20 protein-coding genes are annotated in these 23165 nt (G+C 44.7%); 15 read left to right on the top strand and 5 right to left on the bottom strand.

Going from position 1 to position 23165, the window contains the following annotated elements; genetic code table 11:
- Window positions 1–49 precede the first annotated feature (49 nt).
- Window positions 50–1180 (top strand): molecular chaperone DnaJ, encoded by a 1131-nt coding sequence (gene dnaJ / locus CW740_RS11200; protein ID WP_106647575.1) that lies wholly within the window; start codon window positions 50–52, stop codon window positions 1178–1180.
- Between the two features lie 80 nt (window positions 1181–1260).
- Here the strand turns inward: dnaJ and CW740_RS11195 are convergent, their stop codons facing one another.
- Together CW740_RS11195 and purE are read right to left on the bottom strand one after the other, a co-directional pair.
- Entirely contained in the window at window positions 1261–2412 is a 1152-nt protein-coding gene (locus tag CW740_RS11195; protein WP_106647574.1) for a 5-(carboxyamino)imidazole ribonucleotide synthase, read from the bottom strand.
- Complete coding sequence (purE, locus tag CW740_RS11190) at window positions 2409–2894, bottom strand: 5-(carboxyamino)imidazole ribonucleotide mutase (protein WP_106647573.1); 486 nt, start codon at window positions 2892–2894, stop codon at window positions 2409–2411. The genes CW740_RS11195 and purE overlap by 4 nt, the downstream gene beginning before the upstream one ends.
- Before the next feature lie 295 nt (window positions 2895–3189).
- On the opposite strand from purE, the gene CW740_RS11185 reads away from it, so the two are divergent.
- From CW740_RS11185 to greA, 6 genes are all read left to right on the top strand, one after another.
- A complete protein-coding gene (locus tag CW740_RS11185; protein WP_106647572.1) occupies window positions 3190–5184 on the top strand; it encodes an OPT family oligopeptide transporter in 1995 nt (664 codons plus the stop codon).
- Window positions 5184–5804, top strand: a complete 621-nt coding sequence (locus CW740_RS11180; protein ID WP_106647571.1) for an arylesterase — start codon at window positions 5184–5186, stop codon at window positions 5802–5804. The genes CW740_RS11185 and CW740_RS11180 overlap by 1 nt, the downstream gene beginning before the upstream one ends.
- A gap of 30 nt (window positions 5805–5834) precedes the next feature.
- Complete coding sequence (gene dapB / locus CW740_RS11175) at window positions 5835–6638, top strand: 4-hydroxy-tetrahydrodipicolinate reductase (RefSeq protein WP_106647570.1); 804 nt, start codon at window positions 5835–5837, stop codon at window positions 6636–6638.
- A 616-nt stretch (window positions 6639–7254) separates the two neighbouring features.
- Window positions 7255–8433: a glutamine-hydrolyzing carbamoyl-phosphate synthase small subunit gene (gene carA, locus CW740_RS11170; protein WP_106648188.1), complete on the top strand. Its 1179-nt coding sequence runs from the start codon at window positions 7255–7257 to the stop codon at window positions 8431–8433.
- A 14-nt stretch (window positions 8434–8447) separates the two neighbouring features.
- A complete protein-coding gene (carB, locus tag CW740_RS11165; protein WP_106647569.1) occupies window positions 8448–11672 on the top strand; it encodes a carbamoyl-phosphate synthase large subunit in 3225 nt (1074 codons plus the stop codon).
- Window positions 11669–12151 (top strand): transcription elongation factor GreA, encoded by a 483-nt coding sequence (greA, locus tag CW740_RS11160; protein WP_106647568.1) that lies wholly within the window; start codon window positions 11669–11671, stop codon window positions 12149–12151. The genes carB and greA overlap by 4 nt, the downstream gene beginning before the upstream one ends.
- Before the next feature lie 68 nt (window positions 12152–12219).
- Here greA and CW740_RS11155 read toward each other — a convergent pair whose 3' ends face one another.
- A complete protein-coding gene (locus tag CW740_RS11155) occupies window positions 12220–13572 on the bottom strand; it encodes a DUF4397 domain-containing protein (RefSeq protein ID WP_106647567.1) in 1353 nt (450 codons plus the stop codon).
- Window positions 13573–13690: 118 nt separating this feature from the next.
- Between CW740_RS11155 and CW740_RS11150 the strand changes: the two genes are divergently transcribed.
- Both CW740_RS11150 and CW740_RS11145 read left to right on the top strand, forming a co-directional pair.
- Complete coding sequence (locus CW740_RS11150) at window positions 13691–14638, top strand: YbgA family protein (RefSeq protein ID WP_106648186.1); 948 nt, start codon at window positions 13691–13693, stop codon at window positions 14636–14638.
- Between the two features lie 25 nt (window positions 14639–14663).
- Window positions 14664–16043 carry a cryptochrome/photolyase family protein gene (locus tag CW740_RS11145; RefSeq protein WP_106647566.1) on the top strand — a complete coding sequence of 460 codons (1380 nt, stop codon included), beginning with the start codon at window positions 14664–14666 and terminating at the stop codon, window positions 16041–16043.
- A 45-nt stretch (window positions 16044–16088) separates the two neighbouring features.
- Here CW740_RS11145 and CW740_RS11140 read toward each other — a convergent pair whose 3' ends face one another.
- Both CW740_RS11140 and CW740_RS11135 read right to left on the bottom strand, forming a co-directional pair.
- Window positions 16089–16643 carry a chalcone isomerase family protein gene (locus CW740_RS11140; RefSeq protein WP_227523860.1) on the bottom strand — a complete coding sequence of 185 codons (555 nt, stop codon included), beginning with the start codon at window positions 16641–16643 and terminating at the stop codon, window positions 16089–16091.
- Between the two features lie 22 nt (window positions 16644–16665).
- Complete coding sequence (locus CW740_RS11135) at window positions 16666–17154, bottom strand: nuclear transport factor 2 family protein (RefSeq protein WP_106647564.1); 489 nt, start codon at window positions 17152–17154, stop codon at window positions 16666–16668.
- A 263-nt stretch (window positions 17155–17417) separates the two neighbouring features.
- Between CW740_RS11135 and CW740_RS11130 the strand changes: the two genes are divergently transcribed.
- From CW740_RS11130 to CW740_RS11105, 6 genes are read left to right on the top strand one after another with little or no spacing between them, the layout of a single operon-like run.
- Entirely contained in the window at window positions 17418–18329 is a 912-nt protein-coding gene (locus tag CW740_RS11130) for an acyl-CoA desaturase (RefSeq protein WP_106647563.1), read from the top strand.
- Window positions 18326–19597 (top strand): NAD(P)/FAD-dependent oxidoreductase, encoded by a 1272-nt coding sequence (locus CW740_RS11125; protein WP_106647562.1) that lies wholly within the window; start codon window positions 18326–18328, stop codon window positions 19595–19597. The genes CW740_RS11130 and CW740_RS11125 overlap by 4 nt, the downstream gene beginning before the upstream one ends.
- Entirely contained in the window at window positions 19590–20498 is a 909-nt protein-coding gene (locus CW740_RS11120) for a DUF1365 domain-containing protein (RefSeq protein ID WP_106647561.1), read from the top strand. Before CW740_RS11125 ends, CW740_RS11120 begins: the two co-directional genes overlap by 8 nt.
- Complete coding sequence (locus tag CW740_RS11115) at window positions 20491–21810, top strand: SAM-dependent methyltransferase (protein WP_106647560.1); 1320 nt, start codon at window positions 20491–20493, stop codon at window positions 21808–21810. The genes CW740_RS11120 and CW740_RS11115 overlap by 8 nt, the downstream gene beginning before the upstream one ends.
- Entirely contained in the window at window positions 21789–22355 is a 567-nt protein-coding gene (locus tag CW740_RS11110; protein ID WP_106647559.1) for a DUF2878 domain-containing protein, read from the top strand. Before CW740_RS11115 ends, CW740_RS11110 begins: the two co-directional genes overlap by 22 nt.
- On the top strand, window positions 22346–23119 hold the full coding sequence (locus tag CW740_RS11105) for a DUF1295 domain-containing protein (protein WP_106647558.1): 774 nt from the start codon (window positions 22346–22348) through the stop codon (window positions 23117–23119). Before CW740_RS11110 ends, CW740_RS11105 begins: the two co-directional genes overlap by 10 nt.
- Window positions 23120–23165: the final 46 nt, after the last annotated feature.

Raw genomic sequence — 23165 nt, 5'->3', positions numbered from 1 at the left:
AAGTCAGCCAGAGCTCATCAAAAGAGATAAACAACCAAAGTAGTTAAGTATGTCAAAAAGAGATTATTACGAAGTATTGGGTGTATCAAAGTCTGCGGATAAAGCCGAGCTGAAAAAGGCTTATCGCCGTTTGGCTATGAAAAATCATCCGGATCGTAACCCTGATGACAAGGAAGCCGAGGCTCGTTTTAAGGAAGCCAAAGAGGCGTATGAAGTTCTAACTGACCCGCAAAAGCGTCAGGCTTATGACCAGTATGGTCATGCAGGCGTTGACCCGAATATGGGCGGCGGTCATGGCGGCTTCCATGGCGCTGACTTCGGTGACATTTTTGGCGATGTGTTTGGTGATATCTTTGGTGGTGGTCGCCGTGGAGGCGGTGGGCGTCGTCAGGCTCGAGGTTCTGACCTACAGTACAACATGGAAATCACCTTGGAAGAAGCTGTGGCCGGCGTAACCAAGACTATCCGTATTCCAACCATGGTTAATTGCGAAACCTGTGATGGCTCTGGTGCTAAGCCAGGCACAGGTACTGCGACCTGTAGCACCTGTCACGGTCAAGGCGCAGTGCGTATGACCCAAGGTTTCTTCTCAGTGCAACAGACTTGTCCCGATTGTCGTGGTACTGGCCAGATTATTAAAGATCCTTGTGGCGACTGTCATGGTCAGGGACGTGTTCAGAAAACGAAAACTCTGCAGGTTAAAATCCCGGCCGGTATTGATACTGGCGATCGTATTCGCTTATCAGGCGAAGGCGAAGCGGGTGGTCCCGGTGCCGCAACAGGTGATCTGTACGTGCAGGTTCATGTCAAAGAACATCCGATTTTTGTGCGTGATGGCGCGAATCTTTACTGTGAAGTTCCGGTCAACTTTGTGACTGCATCTTTAGGTGGCGAGATTGAAGTGCCAACGTTGGATGGTCGTGTGTCGCTAAAAATCCCAGCTGAAACACAAACCGGCAAAATGTTCCGCCTTAAAGGCAAAGGTGTCAAAGCCATGAGAGCTGGTTACACTGGAGATCTGATGTGTCGTGTAGTACTGGAAACTCCGGTCAGCTTAAGCAAAGAACAGAAAGAATTGTTAAAGCAATTCGGTGATACTTTATCGAGCGGAAAAAACAGCCCAAAAGAGAAAGGCTGGTTCGATGGCGTGAAGAAGTTCTGGGAAAACATGACCAGTTAACACATGACTGCTTAATAGAATAAAAAGCCCGCTAGTTAACGGGCTTTTTTGTAGCTAGTATTTAGAACTGAATAAACTGATCAGGAGTCGCCATAAATCGCTTCGAGTGTCTGCTTTAATTTTGACTCAACTTTTGATAGCTCAGTATCATTGATATTGATATGGCCAACTTTGCGACCAGGCTTTACCGATTTGTTATACCAATGAACCTGCAATTCGCTATCGCGCATCTGCTGTTCGCTGGGTGTCTCACCGAGTAAGTTAACCATTGCAGAATAGCCTTTATTCGGAGCTGGTGCTACAAACTGACCACTAATGGCTCGGATATGATTAAGGAATTGCGAGGTATTACAACCTATTTGCGTCCAGTGCCCACTGTTATGTACGCGAGGAGCAATTTCATTAATCAGAAGCTCTTCACCTTTCAGGAAAAACTCAATGGTCAGCACACCAATATAATCAAGCTTTTCAAGCATCGCAGTTGCAATGGTCTGGGCTTGCTCAATAACATTTGAACTCAAGTTTCTGGCTGGTGAAATGCTGTAATGAAGTATGCCATTTTTATGGACATTTTCTGTCAGGCTGTAATGCATGACATTGCCGTGACGATCGCGGGCAGCGATCATCGAGACTTCTTTATCAAATGCAATCATGCTTTCAGCAATTAAGTTTTCATCAGGGCCCGCTTTCTCGACAACGGGCTTGGCCTCTTCAAAACTGCTGACGCGCCATTGCCCTTTGCCATCATAGCCAGTAGAGCAACGTTTAATGATTACTGGCCAGCCAAGTTTCTCACCTGCTTTGGCCATAGCTTCAACGCTATCAGTTGCTGCCCAAGGTGCTACTTTAAAACCCAATGATTCAGCAAAGCTTTTTTCACTTTTACGATTTTGTGAAACGCCGACTGCATCAGGATTTGGATGGACAGGGCAAAACTCAGTCAGAGCTTTTAAAAATTCAGTATCCAGGTCTTCTTTTTCGACTGTGATGACATCCGGCTTTCCTAGTAACTGATAAATTTCTTCAGCTGGAAGTTTTGAGTAATCGGTTTGAACTAGATGGCCTAAATGATTTACCGGTGATGCATCATCGGTTGATTCACACAGAAAGGAAAAACTGAAACCCATCGGAATGCCGGCAAGCGCCATCATTCGCGCAAGCTGGCCTGCACCAACAATGGCAATTTTGTACTCGGGTGAGCTTACCAATCTTCCGCCAGTCGTTGTGCTCATCGAGCAACCTCCTCGGCAACTGAAGCAGTCTGGTTTGCTCTCCAGTCCTGAAGCGCGCTTCTAAGTTCGCGATCATGTAAGGCTAATATTTGGGTTGCTAATAGACCTGCATTAAAAGCTCCGGCATCACCAATCGCCTGACAGGCAACGGCCACGCCTTTTGGCATTTGAACCATAGAAAGGAGACTGTCCATCCCTTTGAGTTGCTTGCTCGACATTGGAACAGCGATCACAGGCAACCAGGTCATTGCTGCAGCCATACCCGCGAGGTGGGCAGAACCGCCAGCACCTGCAATAATCACTTCAATACCACGGTCAGCAGCAGCATCACAAAATTCATACAGACGCTTGGGTGTACGATGGGCGGAGACAATTTTTGTCTCGTAAGGTACTTTCAGCTCATCCAGTACCGTTGTCGCATGTTGCATGCTGTTCCAATCGGACTGAGAGCCCATGATGATGCTGACTTTAGGGGATCTCATGTTTTTCTCCTAACTGAAATGTAATGTGTATACCAGGCCGCAAAATATGTTCGTCTAAATGACATTGACAGAAACGTGCCTGTAGGCCGTCAAACAGGGGCATAAAGATACCATATTTGGCCAAAAAAGTACCTCGCTGTTTATTGATTTATCTAGCTTTTAATGGCTTTTTAGCCACTAGAAGACACATTTATCCTGGATTAAACACTTAACCGGCTGGTTTCTGATTTGACAGAGCTGTTAGCCGTCTATTTAATAAGCCACATATCAATGAAGGCTTTGAGAGGAAAGACCCTTGCCAAAGAATAATAAAGGCTTAGATGCCAAAGCATATGTCCCTTTAAAAGAGGGAGAAACCTATAAGCCGTATGTTCCGGCAGAAGAGAATATCGCAGAGTTTACCTTTAAGGCGGTTGGACTGGGCATTCTATTTGGCATTATCTTTGGTGCAGCCAATGCCTATCTGGGCCTCAGAGCGGGCCTGACCATCAGCACCTCGATTCCGGTTGCGGTGATGGCGGTAGCGGTATTTAAGATTCTGTCCAAGTTCGGAATTGGTAGCACTATTCTGGAAACCAATATTGCTCAAACGACGGGGTCGGCATCTAGCTCTCTAGCCAGTGGGGTTATCTTTACCTTGCCGGCACTCTTTATGTGGGGTGTTGCTCCTGACTTATTGCAGATGACTATTCTGGCCATGAGTGGTGGTGTGATTGGTATTCTGTTTATGATTCCGCTGCGTAAGTTTCTGATTGAGCGGGAACACGGCAAACTGCCTTATCCAGAAGGTACTGCCTGCGCAGAAGTTTTAGTAGCGAATGAAGTGGGTGGTAATAAAGCGAAATACATTTTCTACGGTATGGGGGCGGCAGCTCTGTTCAAGACGCTTACTTCCTGGATTAAAGTCATTCCTGATTATGCTGCGGTTAAAATTCCTTTCCTGAAAAAAGGTGCCATTGGCATTGACCTTTCTGCCGCCTTATTTGGGGTGGGTTACATTCTCGGCCCTCGCATTGCCTGGGTCATGGTGGGCGGTGGGCTGTTATCGGCCATCATTATCATTCCGGCCATTGCCTATTGGGGCGATACCCAGACCACACCTTTCTTCCCTGAAACCGTCAAGCTGATTTCCGAGATGTCGACCGGTGAAATCTGGTCTCGCTATGTGCGCTATATTGGAGCCGGCGCAGTTGCCACGGCTGGTATCATTACTCTGATAAAAAGCGTTCCGGTTATGATCGAGAGTTTTAAGGTCGGTGCGAAAAATATCGTAAAGCAGGTAGACGAAGACACTCATACCTCGAAAGAGCAGGTTGCCAAAGAACCGCGTACTCATCAGGACTTGCCCATTAAAGTTGTCTTTTTTGGCATTCTGGCAGTGGTCTTGATGTTGACCTTCATGCCAGGTGTCTTTGGCGCAGTGGGTGGCATTGATACCCGTTTGCTGGCGGCTATCTGTGTTGCCGTGTTTGCATTCTTCTTCGTAACCGTAGCATCACGCATCGTGGGCTTGGTGGGTGTAACGTCCAATCCAACCTCTGGCATGACCATTGCCGCCTTGCTGGGAACGGCAACTATATTCCTGGCAATGGGCTGGACCGATACCAGCGGTAAGGCTGCCACATTAATTGTGGGTTGTGTGGTGGCGATTGCGGCATCAATTTCGGGTGATACCTCACAGGATCTGAAGAGTGGTTATCTGTTGGGTGCAACTCCACGTAAACAACAGATGGCGGAGCTAATCGGTGTACTGACTTCGGCAACATTCGTCTGTCTGTCGGTTCTATTGCTGGCCGAAACTTTTGGTTTTGGCAGCAAGGAATTGCCAGCGCCTCAGGCAACATTGATGAAGCTGGTAATTGATGGTGTGTTAGAACAGAACCTGCCCTGGTTGCTAGTGGTCATTGGTGTTGGTATCGCTATTGTTTGTGAGCTGGTAAAAGTACCATCACTGCCGTTTGCGGTAGGCGTCTATTTGCCGCTATCTACCATGACGCCAATTCTCATTGGTGGTCTGATTCGTCATTGGGTTGAATCGAAAACCAAACGTGATGATGAAAAAGAAAGCCGTCGTGAAAAAGGCATATTGCTGGGCAGTGGCTTTGTTGGTGGCGAAGGACTGCTGGGTGTTGCTATTGCGGCAATGGCCTTCATTGAAGGTAAAAAGCCGGACGGTATAGGTACCGGCTGGATCGGTAGTGATGTGATGGCGATGATTCTGGGCGCCATATCCTTCTCGTTGCTGGTGGTATGGTTCATTAAATTGCTTAAGAAAAGAGACGCAGCTTGATGAAGTTGTTGAAGCAATACCTATTAATACTTGCTGTATTGATTGCAGGGCTGCTGTTAAGCGCCTGCAGCGATCCCAAGTTAAAGCCTTTAAGTTCCGGGGCAACCATTGTTGCCTTTGGTGACAGCTTGACCGAAGGTGTCGGTGCATCAAGAAGTGCCAGCTACCCTAGTCAGTTAGCACAGATTACAGGCCTTAATGTCATTAATGCGGGAATTTCAGGAGAAACCACCGACCGTGGGCTGGCGCGTTTCGAAGACGTTCTTGAACAGCACAATCCTGAGCTGGTGATTTTGTTGGAAGGCGGTAATGATATTTTGCGTAATCATAGCCAGATCCAGACCAAGCAGAACCTGGCTAATATGATCGATATTGCTAATCAAAGAAATGTACAGGTGCTTTTAATCGGCGTACCCGAGAAAAACCTGTTTTCTGCGGTGGCTGATTTGTATGATGAATTAGCTGAAGAATATCAACTTGCCTACATGCGAGGCGAACTGTCAGACTTGCTGAAAACATCGAAATATAAGTCCGATCAGATCCATTTAAATGCGCAGGGCTACCGGCTATTGGCCGAACAAATAGCCGAGACACTCGAAGCAGAAGGCGCTTTAGAATAACCGACAGATTCGTAACAGGAATAAGATGAAATGACACCGATTGTAATTAACGCCTGCACCGGAAGAATGGGACAGGAGTTGTTAAAAGCCGCTATTGACGATAGCCAGATTGAGATCGTGGGTGCAATGGCCCGTGAGCAACATAAAAAACTGGGTACTGATATTGGTTATCTGGTGGGCAAGGAGCCGCAAGGAGTGTTTGTTGGTGATGGCTTGTCTGTAACTTTGAATGAGCGGAAAGTGTTGATTGATTTCAGCCTGCCTGACCACTCAATTGAAACCTTATCTCATGCAGTAAGTGCCAACTCACCCGTAGTCATAGGAACCACAGGCTTTAGCGAGCAACAAAAGGCTGCCATTAGCGAAGCAGCAAAAAGCATTCCGATTGTGTTTGCCGCCAATTACAGTGTCGGCGTCAATAGTTTATTGGGTTTAGTCAAACAGGCGACTCAATTACTCGGCGATAAGGCTGACATCGAAATTTTTGAGTCGCACCATAAACATAAGAAGGATTCGCCATCGGGCACTGCTTTAGCTTTAGGTGAAGCCGTTGCAGATACCAAAGGTCAGGACTTAAATGATGTCGCTGAATGGGCGAGGCATGGCATTGGTGAACGTGAATCAGGTGCGATCGGATTTTCTGTAATGCGCGCTGGTGACATTGTTGGAACGCATGAGGTGGTGTTTGCTTTAAATGGTGAGCTGGTAACATTACGACATGAGGCGCAGACCCGACAATGTTTTGCTCAAGGGGCGATTGAAGCGGCCAAATGGCTGCTCGGAAAGCCCGCTGGGCTCTACGATATGCAGGATGTTCTTGGCTTAAAAGACTAGATAAGTCGGGTTGTTCAAAAAACACTCAATCAGATGTGCATTACGGTTAAGAGATCGTCCATATGGTTTGTGCGAGATATCTCAAGGATCTGTAATCCTGCACCGTAAAATGGGTCAGAAAATGTGCTTTTTACGCTACAGAATTTACCTAGTTGTTTGATTTAATTAGAATTTTTATTGCAATGCAGGCCTGACATCACGTCAGGCCTTGTTGTTATTGCTAAAAAAAAGAGTAGATTAACAAGTGTGCAAGGGACGCACGCAAGGAAATCCAACCGAAGGACATGGTGACACAAGGAAGTAGCAGGGAGCACCTAAGGGGCATGAGGCCAACTGAAAATGGGCGGTTTATCCGCCCTTTTTCTTTTTAGGTATTTGTTATTTGATTCTCCAGTGCTTCGCACTGTATAGATATAGCCTTAGATAGATTATTCCCGCAAAAAAAGGTCGTGAGAACGACTCAGATTTAACATTTCGATCTCTAGCAACTAAAGTCCACTTAAATAGACTTGCCCACCCAATTCCACTATAATGTGCGGAATTTGCCAAAATTTCACCAAGTAAACAATTTGCTGGACTCATATTTCTGAGCCCAAATTTTTTGCGCCCAAAAAAAATGGAGGTTTCTTTGTTAGAACAAGAGTCTCAACTGCTGCTAAGACCCGCCCAGCAGCCCGCCATTTTAGTTCTTGAAGATGGTAGTGTTTTTCATGGAGTTTCAATTGGTTACGAAGGACATGCAGTAGGCGAGGTGGTTTTTAATACCGCCATGACAGGATATCAGGAAATTCTAACTGACCCTTCCTACGCCAAGCAGATGGTAACCCTCACTTACCCCCACATCGGTAATACCGGTGCTAATTCCGAAGATGTTGAATCGACCAATATTTGGGCTGAAGCATTAATTATTCGTGATCTTCCATTACTTCATAGCAACTATCGCAGCGAAGAGTCTTTGTCGGATTATCTGAAGCGTCATAAGAAAGTTGGCATTGCCGATATCGATACCCGTCGCTTAACCCGAATTCTACGTGATAAAGGTGCCTTGAGTGGCTGTATCATTGCAGGTGAAGCTCCCGATGCTGATAAAGCATTGGAACTGGCTAAAGAGTTCCCGGGTTTGAAGGGAATGGACTTGGCTAAAGTCGTTTCAACCAAAGAAACGTATCAGTGGCAAGACAGCACCTGGTCTCTTGAAGAAGGCTACGGCAAGCTTAAGGAAGCGAAGTTCAAGGTCGTCGCCTATGACTATGGTGCCAAGCACAATATCTTGAGAATGTTGGTTGAACGCGGATGTGATTTAACCGTTGTTCCGGCACAAACTCCAGCCAGTGAAGTTTTGGCGATGAATCCTGATGGTGTCTTCCTTTCTAATGGTCCGGGTGACCCGGAGCCATGTGATTACGCCATTAAAGCCATTCAGAAAATTCTGGAAACTAACATTCCTGTATTTGGTATCTGCCTTGGCCACCAGCTATTGGCACTGGCCAGTGGCGGCAAGACAGCAAAAATGAAATTCGGTCATCATGGCGCCAACCATCCGGTACAAAATGTTGAAGATGGTACGGTTATGATTACCAGTCAGAATCACGGTTTTGCGGCGGATGAAAAGTCGCTACCTGATAACCTTAAAGCAACTCATCGTTCCCTATTCGATGGCACCCTGCAGGGTATCCACCGCACGGATAAGCCTGCGTTTAGCTTCCAGGGTCACCCTGAAGCAAGTCCCGGTCCACACGATGCTGCACCATTGTTCGACCACTTCATTGAATTGATGGAACAACACAAAGCTTAGGAGACGATTGAGACATGCCAAAACGTACTGACATAGAAAGTATTCTGATTTTAGGCGCTGGCCCAATCATTATTGGCCAGGCCTGTGAATTCGATTATTCCGGCGCACAAGCCTGTAAGGCACTGCGTGAAGAGGGTTACCGAGTTATTCTGGTCAACTCTAACCCGGCAACCATTATGACTGACCCGAATATGGCGGATGTGACCTACATTGAGCCAATTCAGTGGGAAGTGGTTGCAAAGATTATTGAGAAAGAAAAACCTGATGCGATTTTGCCAACCATGGGTGGCCAGACTGCATTGAACTGTGCATTGGATCTGGCGTCGCGTGGCGTACTCGAAATCCACGGCGTTGAAATGATCGGTGCAACTCGTGAAGCCATCGATAAAGCGGAAGACCGTGAACTGTTTGCCAAAGCCATGTCGAAAATTGGTCTGGATCAGCCTCGTCAGCAGGTGGCTCACAGCTTGAAAGATGCCTGGGAAGTGCAAAAAGAAGTTGGTTTCCCTTGTATCATTCGTCCTTCATTTACCATGGGCGGAACCGGTGGCGGTATCGCCTACAACAAAGAAGAGTTTGAAGAAATCTGTTTACGCGGATTGGACTTGTCACCAACTAATGAGCTGTTGATTGACGAGTCGTTAATCGGTTGGAAAGAATATGAGATGGAAGTTGTTCGTGACAAGAACGACAACTGCATCATCATCTGTTCTATTGAGAACTTTGACCCTATGGGTGTTCATACCGGTGACTCAATTACTGTTGCACCGGCACAGACTTTGACCGATAAAGAATATCAGCGTATGCGTGATGCGTCGTTGGCAGTATTGCGTGAAATTGGTGTTGAGACGGGTGGTTCAAACGTACAGTTTGCGATTAACCCTGAAAATGGTCGCATGACAATCATTGAGATGAACCCGCGTGTATCGCGTTCATCGGCGCTGGCCTCAAAAGCAACTGGTTTCCCAATTGCAAAAGTTGCTGCAAAACTCGCTGTGGGTTATACCCTTGATGAGTTGCAGAACGAAATTACTGGCGGCAAGACGCCTGCGTCTTTCGAACCAAGCATCGACTATGTTGTTACTAAAATTCCACGCTTTAACTTCGAGAAATTCCCGAACGTAGACAAGACGCTAACCACACAGATGAAATCTGTGGGTGAGGTAATGGCGATAGGTCGTAATTTCCAGGAGTCACTACAGAAAGCATTGCGTGGCCTTGAAGTGGGCTCTTCTGGTTTTGAACCTAAGTTGGCGGAAGATGATGAAAGCTGGGTTGATACCTTGCGTCAAAACTTGCGTGTACCTGGTTCTGATCGTATCTGGTACATCGGCGATGCATTCCGCAAAGGCTGGTCACTGGATGAAGTTTTCGAACTGACTGGAATCGACAAATGGTTCCTGATTCAGATACAGGAAATTATTCATATCGAAGAGAATCTTAAAGATAAGTCATTCTCTGAATTAAACGCAGACTTGATGCGCCAGATTAAGCGCAGAGGTTTCTCGGATCAGCGTTTGGCCGACATCTTCGCGACCAGTGAAAAAGAAATCCGTAAACTGCGTAAAGAATTAGGCGTTCTGCCTGTCTTTAAACGAGTTGATACCTGTGCGGCTGAGTTTGCAACCAGCACTGCCTACATGTATTCAACCTACGAAGAAGAGTGTGAAGCTAACCCAACGGATCGTGAAAAAATCATGATTCTAGGTGGTGGACCTAACCGTATCGGTCAAGGTATTGAGTTTGACTATTGCTGTGTGCATGCCGCTTTCGCCATGCGCGATGACGGTTATGAAACTATTATGGTTAACTGTAACCCTGAAACCGTATCAACCGATTACGATACATCGGACCGATTATACTTTGAGCCATTAACGCTTGAAGACGTATTGGCTATCGTTGATATCGAAAAGCCAAAGGGCGTGATTGTACATTATGGTGGTCAGACACCATTGAAACTAGCTCGCGATCTGGAAGCGGCTGGAGTACCAATTATCGGTACATCACCTGATGCAATTGACCGCGCCGAAGACCGTGAACGTTTCCAGCGTGCGATCAACCGTCTAGGTTTATTGCAGCCACCAAACCGTACTGCTCGCAACATGGAAGAAGGTGTTCGTCTGGCTGAAGAAATCGGTTATCCATTAGTGGTGCGTCCTTCATACGTACTCGGTGGCCGGGCCATGGAAATCGTTTATAACGAGGAAGAGCTGCGTCGTTACATGAATGATGCAGTAAGCGTTTCAAATGAGTCACCAGTACTGTTGGATCGGTTCCTTGATGATGCCATTGAGGTAGATGTTGATGCTATCTTTGACGGTGAGAATATCCTGATTGGCGGTATCATGGAGCATATTGAGCAGGCGGGTGTCCACTCGGGCGACTCTGCATGTTCGATTCCGCCATTTAGTCTGAGCAAAGAAGTTCAGGATGAATTGCGTCGCCAGATGTTGGTAATGGCTAAAGAACTTAAAGTTCGCGGATTGATGAATGCACAGTTTGCTATTCAGGGTGAAAGAATCTTCATTCTTGAGGTGAATCCACGTGCTTCACGTACAGTACCATTTGTCTCGAAGGCAACTGGGACGCCAATGGCCAAAGTTGCAGCTTCAGTTATGGCTGGTAAGACTCTTGCCGAAACTGGTTACACCAAAGAAATTATTCCACGTTATTTCTCGGTAAAAGAACCAGTCTTCCCATTCAACAAGTTCCCGGGTTCTGACCCAATTCTTGGCCCAGAGATGAAATCAACCGGTGAAGCTATGGGTGTTGGCAAAACATTCGGAGATGCTTTCTATAAAGCTAAACTGGGTGGCGGTCAGGCAGTTCCGGATTCTGGTCAGGTTATCATCAGTGTCCGGGAAGCCGATAGAGTTGGATTGCCAGCTGTGGCCCGTTCGTTGGCTGAACAGGGTTTCGAGTTGTTGGCAACTGGCGGTACTGCTCGTGCGATTCGCGAAGCGGGCATTCCATGTCAACGCATCAACAAGATGTTTGAAGGTCGTCCACACATTGTTGACTACATCAAAAACGGTGAAGTGGATTACATCATTAATACTACTGAAGGTAAGCAGGCCATTGCGGACTCATTCCTGATTCGTCGTAGTGCCCTACAATATAAGGTGCCATACACGACGACATTGGCTGGTGCAGTGGCATCCTGCGCAGCGATGAAAGAGAATGGTCGCGGCCAGATTCACTCAGTACAAGAACTACACACGCAGGTAGATGAACGATGAATCGAGTACCTATGACAGTCGAAGGTGCTGAAGCCCTTCAGGCTGAGTTAAATGAACTGAAAAAAGTGAAAAGGCCGCAAGTTGTTGCGGCCATCGCTGAAGCACGTGAGCATGGTGACCTGAAAGAAAATGCAGAATACCATGCAGCGCGCGAACAGCAGGGTTTCATCGAGGGTCGCATTCAAGAGATTGAAGCCAAGCTTTCAAATGCTCAGATTGTTGACGTTAAGAAAATGACCAACAATGGTAAGGTGATCTTTGGTTCCACTGTTATCTTAATCAATTTAGATGATAACAATGCTGATGAAGTTCAGTACAAAATTGTTGGCGATGATGAAGCAGATATCAAACAAAACAAATTGTCAGTGAATTCACCGATTGCTCGTGGATTAATTGGCAAGGAAGAAGGCGATATTGCAAATATTCAAACTCCAAAAGGGAGCGTTGAATATGAAATCGCTGAGGTTTTGTATATCTAATAGTGTTTAAGACAGCAAGATGAAAAAAGGCCTCAATAGAGGCCTTTTTTTGGTACTGAAATTATGACCTATGGAGCAACAAAGTCATCGGCAAGGATAACATTTAGTGGTGCTCCGCCGCCTACATTGTCACGAGCAATAATGATGTAGATACCACCGTTAGACAATGTAACAGCTGCTGGGCCTATGGCTGCAGTTTTGCTGCCAGTTGCAGTAACGACAACATCATAGTCACCACCGGCCACTGATAGATAACCCGTTTCAGCTTTAAATGGAACATTGCTTAAGGCTGGTTCAACATCATTTATATCAGTGCCTGGAGCTACCAGGTAAATATCTACCGCACCTGCTGCTGGGGAACCATGCACAATTCGCAGCTGAGCTTCAGTTGAGATAGCGCGACGAGTGTCTGCAAGAACAAGAGGCTCAATATTAGCCAAATCATTCACCGCTAACACTGAATAGGAAGCACCTGCTTCTAAAGCCAGATCGGCATCAATAACAACCGGTGAGTTTGCACCTGTTGGAACAACCTTTGCATTGTAAGTGACTGCTGGAACAGATAAGTAACCGGTAAAATCAGGGAAGGCTAAATCGGTAACAACGGGATTAGCAAAGTCATCATTTACAACTACATCAACATTGGGTGCGTCTGCCGAGACGTGGAATACTCGGAAATCTGCGGGTGTATTGACGTCTAGAATTTCCGTGGCGCCATCATCGGTTATAGCCAATAAGCTGATAGGACTATCGCCAGTGGTGGTGTTGGCTACAGCTGCAACATTGAGCAATACACCAGCTGGTAGACTAACCGTGCCGCTATCGAATACTACAGTGCTCTCGCCAGTTGGGGTTACACGAATCTGGTAATCGCCGGCTGGAATGTCGGTGGCCGATAAAGTGTCCTTAAAGCTCAAAGTAGTAGTAGGAGCCACACCGGAAATATCAGCACCTGGAGCAGTAAGATAAACATCAACCGTTGGGGCATTCGATGCAGCATGAATGACCTGCACGGTTAGCTCACCATCAGCAGGTGTGAAGTCAGGCTGGCTTACTATAAGAGGCTCAATTGAAGCGGTTTGATTTACCGCCAATACGGTGTATAACTGATCGGGAGCGAAGCTGACATCCACAGGACCAATAACGGTTACATCGCCACCGGGAGTGAGCCCATCCACTTGTAGTGAGTAGGTTCCTTCATCCAATGTAATACGGCCGGAAGCATCTTTATAGGCAACATCAGATAGTGTTTCAGAGCCGTTTACAAGAACATTAACGTTAGGTGAGTCTTGTGAGGCGTGAACAACCTGAACCATGAAGCTCTGTGGTTGTAATTCTTCAAAAATATTGTTGTCATCATCGTCATCACAAGCAATCAAAGGTAAAACTAAAAAAGGGATTAAAAGGTGTTTCAACTTCATGGCAATCTCTCCTGTTAGCATCATGAAGGGATAAAAATAAATTTGAGCTTGTGAAAAATGCGTGGAGGAAATTGAGTTTTTCACGAGCTTTTCACACGGAGTTAACAATAATTTAAAAATGAACAAGATTAAGATAGCTATTAGCTCGTGTCTGCTTGGAAATAAGGTTCGATTTGATGGCGGCCATAAGCAATCAAAATACTGCTTGAATGTACTCAGCGACTGGTTTGAGTATACCCCTGTTTGTCCTGAAATGGGGATCGGACTGCCAACACCAAGACCACCCATTCACCTTGTTCGTGTCGGCGAAGACATTCGTGTCAAAAAAGTAGATGATCATAGCCTGGATGTAACTGATGAGTTACGTGAGTATGCCCATAAAACCATGCCGAGAATTCAGGATGCCTGTGGTTACATTGTCATCCGTAACTCTCCAAGTTGTGGCATGGAAAGAGTTAAGGTCTATCATGAAAATGGCAACCCGGCCGGTGAGTCTTTTCGTGGAGTCTATATTGACGAAATTATGAAGTTACATCCAAATTTACCAGTTGAAGAAGAAGGTCGATTACAGGACCCTAGACTGCGTGAAAATTTCATTACCAGAGTATTTGCTTATCATGACTGGAAGCAATCGGTAATGAGTGATCCGAGCATGAAGAAGCTGATCGATTTCCACAGCCGATACAAGTATCTGGTCATGGCCCATAGTTATCAGGCTTACAAAGAACTCGGTAGATTGGTTGCCAATACAGAGCAAAAAGAGTTGGCGAAACTGTTGCGCGAATATGAAGATAAATTAATGCTGACGCTCAAGAAAATTGCTTCGAGTAAGTCGCACACTAACGTGCTCTACCACATACTAGGCTATTTAAAGCGGGATCTGACTTCCGCTGCCAAGCAGGAATTGGTAAAAGTTATCGAACAATATCGCAAAGGAATCGTAACCTTGGTTGTTCCTGTAACTTTGATTAATCATTACTTAACCCAGTTTGGTTCAGACTATATCAAACAGCAGGCCTATCTTGACCCGCATCCTTTAGAGCTAGGATTAAGAAATTACCTGTAAAACAAACTTTAATATTAGTGAGTTTATGAGCAAAGAAATAAATCTTGTATGGTTTCGGAATGATTTAAGAGTAGGCGATAACCCTGCTCTTTTTTATGCCGCCGAACAGGGCACTGTTATTGGTATTTATCTGGAAGCTGTGCAACAGCGTAAGTCTCATGATGATGCAGCCTGCAAGATTGGTTTTATCAATGACACCGTCAAAGAGTTAAGGAAGCAACTGAATCAGCTCAACATACCACTACATAGTTTTAAAGTTAGTGATTATGCTGAATCAGTTGAGAAATTAGAACAATTAGCCAAGCAGTTCAATGCCAAGGGAATTTACTTTAATAATGAATATCCACTAAACGAGGCAAACCGTGACAAGCTGGCTGAAAAAAGACTTGTGGAAAAAGGATTTGAAGTAAAACGTTTTGACGGCGATATTATCATTCCACCAAACAGTGTTTCTACCGGCCAAGGCGAGCCTTATAAAGTTTTCACACCGTACAAAAAAGCCTGGATTGCATTTCATAAAACACAGGGTACTTCACCCTTGCTATTACCTGAAAAGCAGGACTTAAAAATTGATAAGCAAAATGATTTTGATTTCGCGCAGGATTACCGTGATGATTTATGGCCTGCTGGAGAACAGGCAGCTCAGGAAAAGCTAAAGGAGTTCTTGCCAAAGGCCGGTTATTATAAAGAGCGAAGGGATATCCCTGCTATTAAGGGAACGAGTATGCTGTCGCCTTATCTGGCAGTGGGAGCGATTTCGGCAAAACAATGTATCAGCAGCCTGCTGGAATGGCATGATGGTGATGAAGAAGCATTTTATAAAGATACCTGGCTCTCAGAAATCATCTGGCGCGAATTTTACCGACAAATAATTATTGATAATCCTGATATAAGTAAGCACAAAGTATTCAAAAGTGATGCCAAGGAAGTATGGAATGGTGAGCAGGAACTATTTAACTTGTGGTCACAGGGCAAAACCGGATTTCCATTGATTGATGCGGCAATGCGCCAGCTACTGCAAACAGGCTGGATGCATAATCGTTTAAGAATGAATGTTGCCATGTTCCTGAATAAATTATGTCTGATAGATTGGCGGCAAGGCGAAGCTTTCTTTATGCGACATTTGATAGATGGGGATTTTGCATCAAATAATGGCGGCTGGCAGTGGTGTTCATCTACGGGTGCGGACGGGGCGCCTTATTTTAGAATCATGAGTCCAATAACTCAGTCTCAACGATTTGACCCTGAAGGAAAGTTCATACGTAAATTGATACCTGAACTTGAAAGTTTAAGTGATAAAGATATTCACTTCCCAAGTCGTGAGCAGAGAGAAAAGTTGGGTTATCCACAGCCTATCATTGACTATAAGGAAGCGAGGAAAAGGGCACTGGAGTTGCTTAGCTAAACAGTGCCGATTGACACTAATGAAAGAGTTTAATAATTAAGGTGGTTAGTTCAGTGCCTTAATCTTATCGCGTAGGTCTTCGAAGTCGCCGTCCATTGATTCTTCACCAAACCAGATATTGAGATACGGTAAGGCGCAACCGGAGTTATCGGATTGGGCCAGTTGCTGATTGTTGAGATACAGATCAAGGCCCTGCTCAGGAAGTACAAAAAGGTCGTAATAATCCCCATCGGTAACATCTTTATAAACAGTGTTAAACTCATTGAAGTAGGTCAGGCACTGGTCTTTTTCCTGTGGTTCAAGATTGTCTCTTAAAAAGTCATCAGCCCCTTCAGTGAATTGGTCACCAGTTACATCACGTAAATAGGAAAATCTGAGTAGCTTAGGCTTATCATCAAATATGTCTGCAGCTTGTTTGCAGTCAGGATAGTAAACACCAACATCAACCACATCAAATAGTAGAGCTTTAGTCACTCGTTGTTTAGCACACAGCTGATAGTCAGTCTCTTGATAACGAACACTCGGCTCAAGTTTAGCCTGTACCTGGCTAGAAATAATGAGCAAGCTCAATCCCAGCAAGGGAAAGCTGAGCTGAAGCATCAGTTTTCTAACGGACAGGTATTTACAGGCGGTTTTGCACATAATTAACAAAGAACCCTACGATAGGTAAACGTGAATAAAAACCTTCTGCACCATCCCAGTAATCCTGGTGAAGAACAATCTTGCCTTCTTCATTAAAGCGCAGCTGAGTCATACCAATAGACTTTGAGTCAATTTTTTTGCCGGCGGCGGAGAATTTCATATGCATTACCCAGCGTAAGTAGTAGTCGGTTTCGGACTTGGCAACATCAATGATTTCTACGGTAGTCAGCTCGGTTGCTTCCGCAGTTTCTGGCATATACTTCAAGAGCTCATCGATATGACCAAAGGTTTTAAAAGTGTCATTAAAGTAGAATTGCTCCGCATACAGCTGGCGGATAACTTCTTCTTTGGTGCCAGCCTTAAAGTCACCAAATAAGGTTAGAAAAGCTTTGTCCGGTGACTCGACCGTTTCGGTCGGAGGCATCTTGCTGGAAACCTGTAAAAAATTCTCTACGCGTTGATTATTCATCTCGCTCCTCGAGTGGCTACAGCCAGAAAAAGTTAATGCTATAGCAAAATATAATAAATAACGGGAAATCATCATAAAGCACTGCTAGAGTAGAAGACATGATGCCACTGTAGCTAATGACCCGTAAAGATTGCGTGAAGATTTGGCAAAAGAAATTCGGGGTATATAAAAATTAAAAATAGCTGCCTGGCCGTCCATTCAGCTTCACAGGGATTTCACAAGAATAAAACTAGGATTATGAAAAATGCCAGGCAACTTAAATTATGAAAATGAAACAATGGTTTGATAACAGTCAAATCAATACTAATGGCAATCAGCCTGAACAGCTTGAAGGGGTTGATTGGCCACGTGTTATTCCTTACATAGGCTTGCACCTTGTCTGCTTATTCGCGTTTGTAACAGGTGTATCCTGGACTGCAGTAATTATCTGTGTTGCTGCTTACCTTATTCGAATGTTTGCGATTACGGCTTTCTATCATCGCTATTTTTCGCATAAAAGTTTTAAGACTTACCGTTGGGTTCAGGCCGTATTTGGTTTCCTGGGCGCCTCTGCTACTCAGCGCGGGCCATTATGGTGGGCAGCCCACCATAGGCATCATCATATTCATGCTGATACTGACGAGGATGCGCACTCGCCAAGACACGGCTTTCTAAAGAGTCATATGCTGTGGTTTCTAAACAAGAAAAACTTCCCAACCCAGGAAGACAGAGTTAGAGACCTTGCCAAATATCCAGAGCTTCGCTGGTTAGATAGATTCGATATTTTCCCGCCAATCCTTTTCGCTGCTTTAATATTTGGCCTTGGAATTTACTTGGAAAAGTTTCATCCTGAGCTTGGTGCAGACCGCTGGCAGGTACTGATCTGGGGATTCTTTATTTCAACCATACTGTTATCGCACGTTACCTACTGTATTAACTCACTGGCCCATCGCTGGGGTAGCAAGCGCTTTGAGACCAATGATGACAGCCGTAATAATTTTTTACTGGCTTTGTTGACGTTAGGCGAAGGCTGGCATAACAACCACCATTTTAGTCCGGGCTCAGTAAAGCAGGGCTTTTACTGGTGGGAAATTGACCTGAGTTTCTATGTGCTCAAAGCAATGGAAAAGCTGGGGTTAGTATGGGATTTGAAATATCCCAATAAAGAAATAATAGAAATAAAGGCTAAATCATGAAAGTTGCTGTGATTGGAGGCGGGATTTCTGGATTGACCGCTGCTGAGCGATTGGCCTCAGAAGCCGATGTAACCCTATTTGAACATGCCAACAAACTAGGTGGACACGCAGACACTCAATATATTGAAGTTGAAGCTAAAGCTGGTGGTAAGAAAAAAATAGCAGTGGATACCGGTTTTATTGTATTTAACCCGGAAAACTATCCAACATTTTATGGGTTGCTACAAAAGTATCAGGTTCCTTATAAAGACAGCGATATGAGCTTTGCTGTGTCTAACAAGCTGACTGGCCTCGAGTATAATGCCGGAACCTTGAATGGTCTTTTTAGTCAACGCAAGAATATAGTCAGCCCAAAATTTTATCGGATGTTGCGTGATATATTTCGCTTTTATCGTGAAGCGGGAGAGTTGTTAGAACCCAGCAGTGAACAAGGCGATATTACCCTGGGAGACTATCTAAGGAAAAATGGCTATAGCCAACAGTTTATAGACGAGCATATCCTCCCAATGTCTTGCGCTCTATGGTCTGGCGATAGTCAGGTGATTCTTGATTTTCCAGCACGATACCTGGTTGCCTTTATGAACAACCATCAAATGATGCAGGCATTCAATCGCCCAATCTGGAAAACCATTCAAGGTGGATCAAAAGCTTATGTCGAAGCGATAGCCAGCAATGCGGGATTCCAGGTGAAACTGGGTTGCCCCATTAGCAAAGTAATTCGTAATCACGAAAAGGTCTGGCTACATACGGCTGAGGGTAAACAAGAATTTGATTATGTGATCTTTGCCTGTCATAGCGACCAGGCGCTAAAAATGATTGAAGGTGCCAGTGAGGCTGAACACCAAATTCTGGGAGCGATTCGCTACCAGGAAAATCAAATCACTTTGCATTCAGACACTAGTTTATTGCCAAGCAAAAAACGTGCCTGGGCCAGCTGGAATGTAATAATAGATGAAAAAACTCGTCAGGAGTGTACAGTAAGTTATTACATGAACTTACTGCAGTCATTGGACACCCCGACGCCAGTCATTGTCAGTCTGAATATGTCGGAACGAGTGAATCCCGAGCTGGTTTGGAAAGAGGTGACCTATCATCACCCTGTCTATACTCAGGCGACGATTGATGCGCAACAAAACAAACATCAGATTCAGGGGAAGCACAGAAGTTATTATTGTGGCGCCTACTGGGGCTGGGGCTTCCATGAAGATGGTGCACGAAGCGGACTGGAGGCTGCAGAACAACTTCTGAAGGATTCAGGATATGCTTAATCAGGGTTTTATGGTGGGAGAGATTCGACATCGTCGCTATCGACCCAAACCGCATGAGTTTACCTACAAAATGTATTGGAGCTTACTCGATCTGGACAAGCTCGAAGAGACTTTTTCTGAAAGTAAACTGTGGTCTCTGGAAAGATGGAATCTGATTTCCTTTCGCAACAAAGATTTCCACCAAAATTCTCTTATCTCAGAAAGCGGTATCAAAGATAGCGGTATTAAAGAAAACGGTATCAATGAAAATAGTATCCCCGAAATAAACAAAACCAGCATAAACAAACAGGCCATTATTGAGACCATCCGCCAGCAAACTGGCAAAAACTTTTCTGGCAAGGTTTTTATGCTTTCCCACTTGAGATATCTGGGCTTTAACTTTAACTCCGTCTGCTTCTATTTTTGTTATCAGAATGACAACTTGAAGTATATCGTTTCTGAAATCACAAATACCCCATGGGGGGAGCGCCATAGCTACCTGCATCTATGTGATGAAGGCAAAAGAGGTGGCAAAAATGGAGACAACCTTTTTCAGTTTGAGTTCGATAAAGAATTTCATGTGTCACCATTTCTAACTATGGATATGCATTATCAATGGCTGTTTAAGGTTGAGGATGACGAGTTACGAATTCATATGGTAGTGAATCAAAAGCGGACTAATCATAAATTCTTTGACGCCACCTTCACAGCGGATTACTTACCATTAACTAAAAGCAATATGCGAAAGCTTGTCTTAAGCAGACCTTTGCAACCTTTAAAAATGGTCGCCGCGATTTACTGGCAAGCTTTGAAATTATGGTTAAAAAAGATTCCCTTCGTACCTCACCCAAAGTTTGATAAAGATTCTCGTAGCGGTGATGTCGGAGCAGAAGCAGGCAAGAGGAACCAGGGTCGTGAATGATTTTACCGAAAAGCAGGCCATAACCGGCAAAAAGCAGCAGCAGAGTGAGTCTGTACAACTTCCCCTGTCTGAAAGGAAACAAGTGTCAGGATTCGAGAGACTGATTCGTAGTCAGGTGTTAAAAGCCTTGAGCCGTATTAAAGGCGGTCAGATCATTATCAGTGACCCAGTTGGCAAGCAGTTCTGTGGCACCGCCAGTGGTAAATCTGACCTGTGCGTCACTATTAATATTAGTCAGCTAGACTTTTATCGCCAAGTAGCCATGCACGGCAGTATTGGTGCCGCTGAGTCTTACATGAAAGAACAGTGGTCAACCGATGACTTAACTGGCTTAGTTCGTCTATTGGTTATCAACCGGGATATTCTGGATGAGATGGAAGGTGGTCTTGCCTGGTTGAAAAACAGTATTCTAAAATTATGGCATTTCTTTAATCGCAACAGTGTTGAAGGAAGCCGAAAAAATATTTCAGCGCATTATGATCTAGGAAACGACTTCTTTAAATTATTTTTAGATGAGCACCTGATGTACTCATCGGCAATTTTTACAGAGCAGGCCAATACCCTCGAACTGGCTTCAGAGTTAAAGTTGAAAACCATCTGCGAAAAACTGGATCTTAATGCAAACGATCGCCTGGTCGAAATTGGTACGGGCTGGGGCGGCTTTGCCATTTATGCTGCCAAGAACTATGGCTGCCATGTAACAACCACAACTATTTCTGAACAGCAATATCAGCACGCCAGACAGCGCGTCAAGGACGAGGGTCTTGAAAGCAAGATCACTATCCTTAAGGAAGATTATCGCAAGCTGAAAGGCCAGTTCGATAAGCTGGTTTCTATTGAAATGATTGAAGCAGTAGGACATCAATACCTCGACACCTACATCAAGCAATGTAGTGATCTATTAAAGCCTGATGGCATGGCTTTGATTCAGGCTATTACTATCGAGGACTCTCGTTATAAACAAGCGTTAAAATCAGTGGATTTTATAAAGCGTTACATCTTTCCTGGCAGTTTTATTCCATGTGTATCAGTAATTGTAGATTCCGCAAGAAAATCCTCAGATTTGCGACTTATTAATTTAGAAGATTTTGGTGATAGTTACGCCAAAACCTTAAATGAATGGCGTAAACGTTTCTTTGCACATATTGAGGCAGTCAAGGCGCAAGGATTTGACCGGTCATTCATCCAGATGTGGGATTTTTATCTGTGCTATTGCGAAGGTGGCTTTATCGAAAAAGCCATTAGCGATGTTCATCTACTGTTTGCCAAACCTGGCAACAAGAGGCAGCAATGGTTAGCACTGCAAAGTTAAACAAAGTACTAAATTTTGTACTGCTTCAAACGCTGTGGTTTGCATTGGTTGTAGGTGCAGCTTATAAGCACATCTTATTAGGCCTTGGCTTGTTTACAGTCTTTGCCATCTGGCAGTTACACCCAGCGAATCGAAAACAGACGGATATCAAGCTCGCAATAACACTGGCGGCACTGGGTTTGGTGCTAGATAGTCTATGGTTACAGCTTGGGCTCATCAGTTATGAGATGCAGTGGCCATATTCGTTTTTAGCGCCATTCTGGATTGTGATGCTTTGGTTTGCATTCGGCCTAACCATAAATCATTCACTGGCCTGGATTTTTGATTACAAAATACTAGGAGTTATTGTCAGTGGTATTGGCGGTCCAATTTCATACTTGGCTGCTGAAAAACTCGGTGCAGTCACCTTAATCGAACCGGTATGGGCATTCGTGGCTCTGATAGTTGGTTGGACCCTGATCATGGTATTGATTGTTTCATTATTTTCCCACTCATCCGGATATCAACAGAATTTATCAGGCAAGAGAGAAGCATCATGGAATTAGATGCCGCAATAATCGTTGTCGCAGTGTTATGTTTTGTGGGGCAGCTGATCGCGTGGGTGTGGCAATTTCATACAAAAAACACAGATATCGTTGATATAACCTGGGCCCTGTTGATCGTACTAAGCGGACTGATATATGTAGCCATGGCCGAAGGCAGCGGTTTCCATAGATATATTGTTCTGCTGATTCCAATTGCCTGGTATGCCCGTTTGGCCTGGCATCTTATCGATAGATATCAGGTAGATCACGAAGATGGGCGCTATCAACAGCTTCGCGCACACTGGTCTGAAAATACTCAGATAAAACTGTTTGTCTTTTTCATGTTTCAGGCGCTGTTGGCATTTGCATTCAGTTACCCTGTCGCTGTCATTGTATCCAGTAGTCAAGGTTTCGATATATTTGATGGTATTGGCATTACCATAGCTGCCCTATCTTTTGTTGGAGTAACCTTGTCTGATTATCAGTTACGACAATTCAAAAGAAACTCAGATAACAAAGGTAAGGTCTGTAAGAACGGATTCTGGCGCTATTCTCGTCATCCCAATTATTTCTTTGAATGGACCCATTGGTTTGCCTATCCATTAATAGGCTGGCACGCGGATCAGGGATGGCTGTTGTGGTTATATCCTGTATTAATGCTTCTGTTTCTTTTGAAGTTAACCGGAATTCCATTTAATGAACAACAGAATATTCGAAGCAAAGGTGATGCCTACAGAGAGTATCAACGCCAGACCAATAAATTTTTCCTGGGCCCAACGAAGTAGTTTTCCTACAGGTCCATTGATATTGAATTATGAATAAAGCGGAGAG

Origin of the sequence: Kangiella profundi (genome assembly GCF_002838765.1) — a bacterium.
Classification (GTDB): domain Bacteria; phylum Pseudomonadota; class Gammaproteobacteria; order Enterobacterales; family Kangiellaceae; genus Kangiella; species Kangiella profundi.
This window is presented reverse-complemented; position numbering and strand designations above follow the sequence as displayed.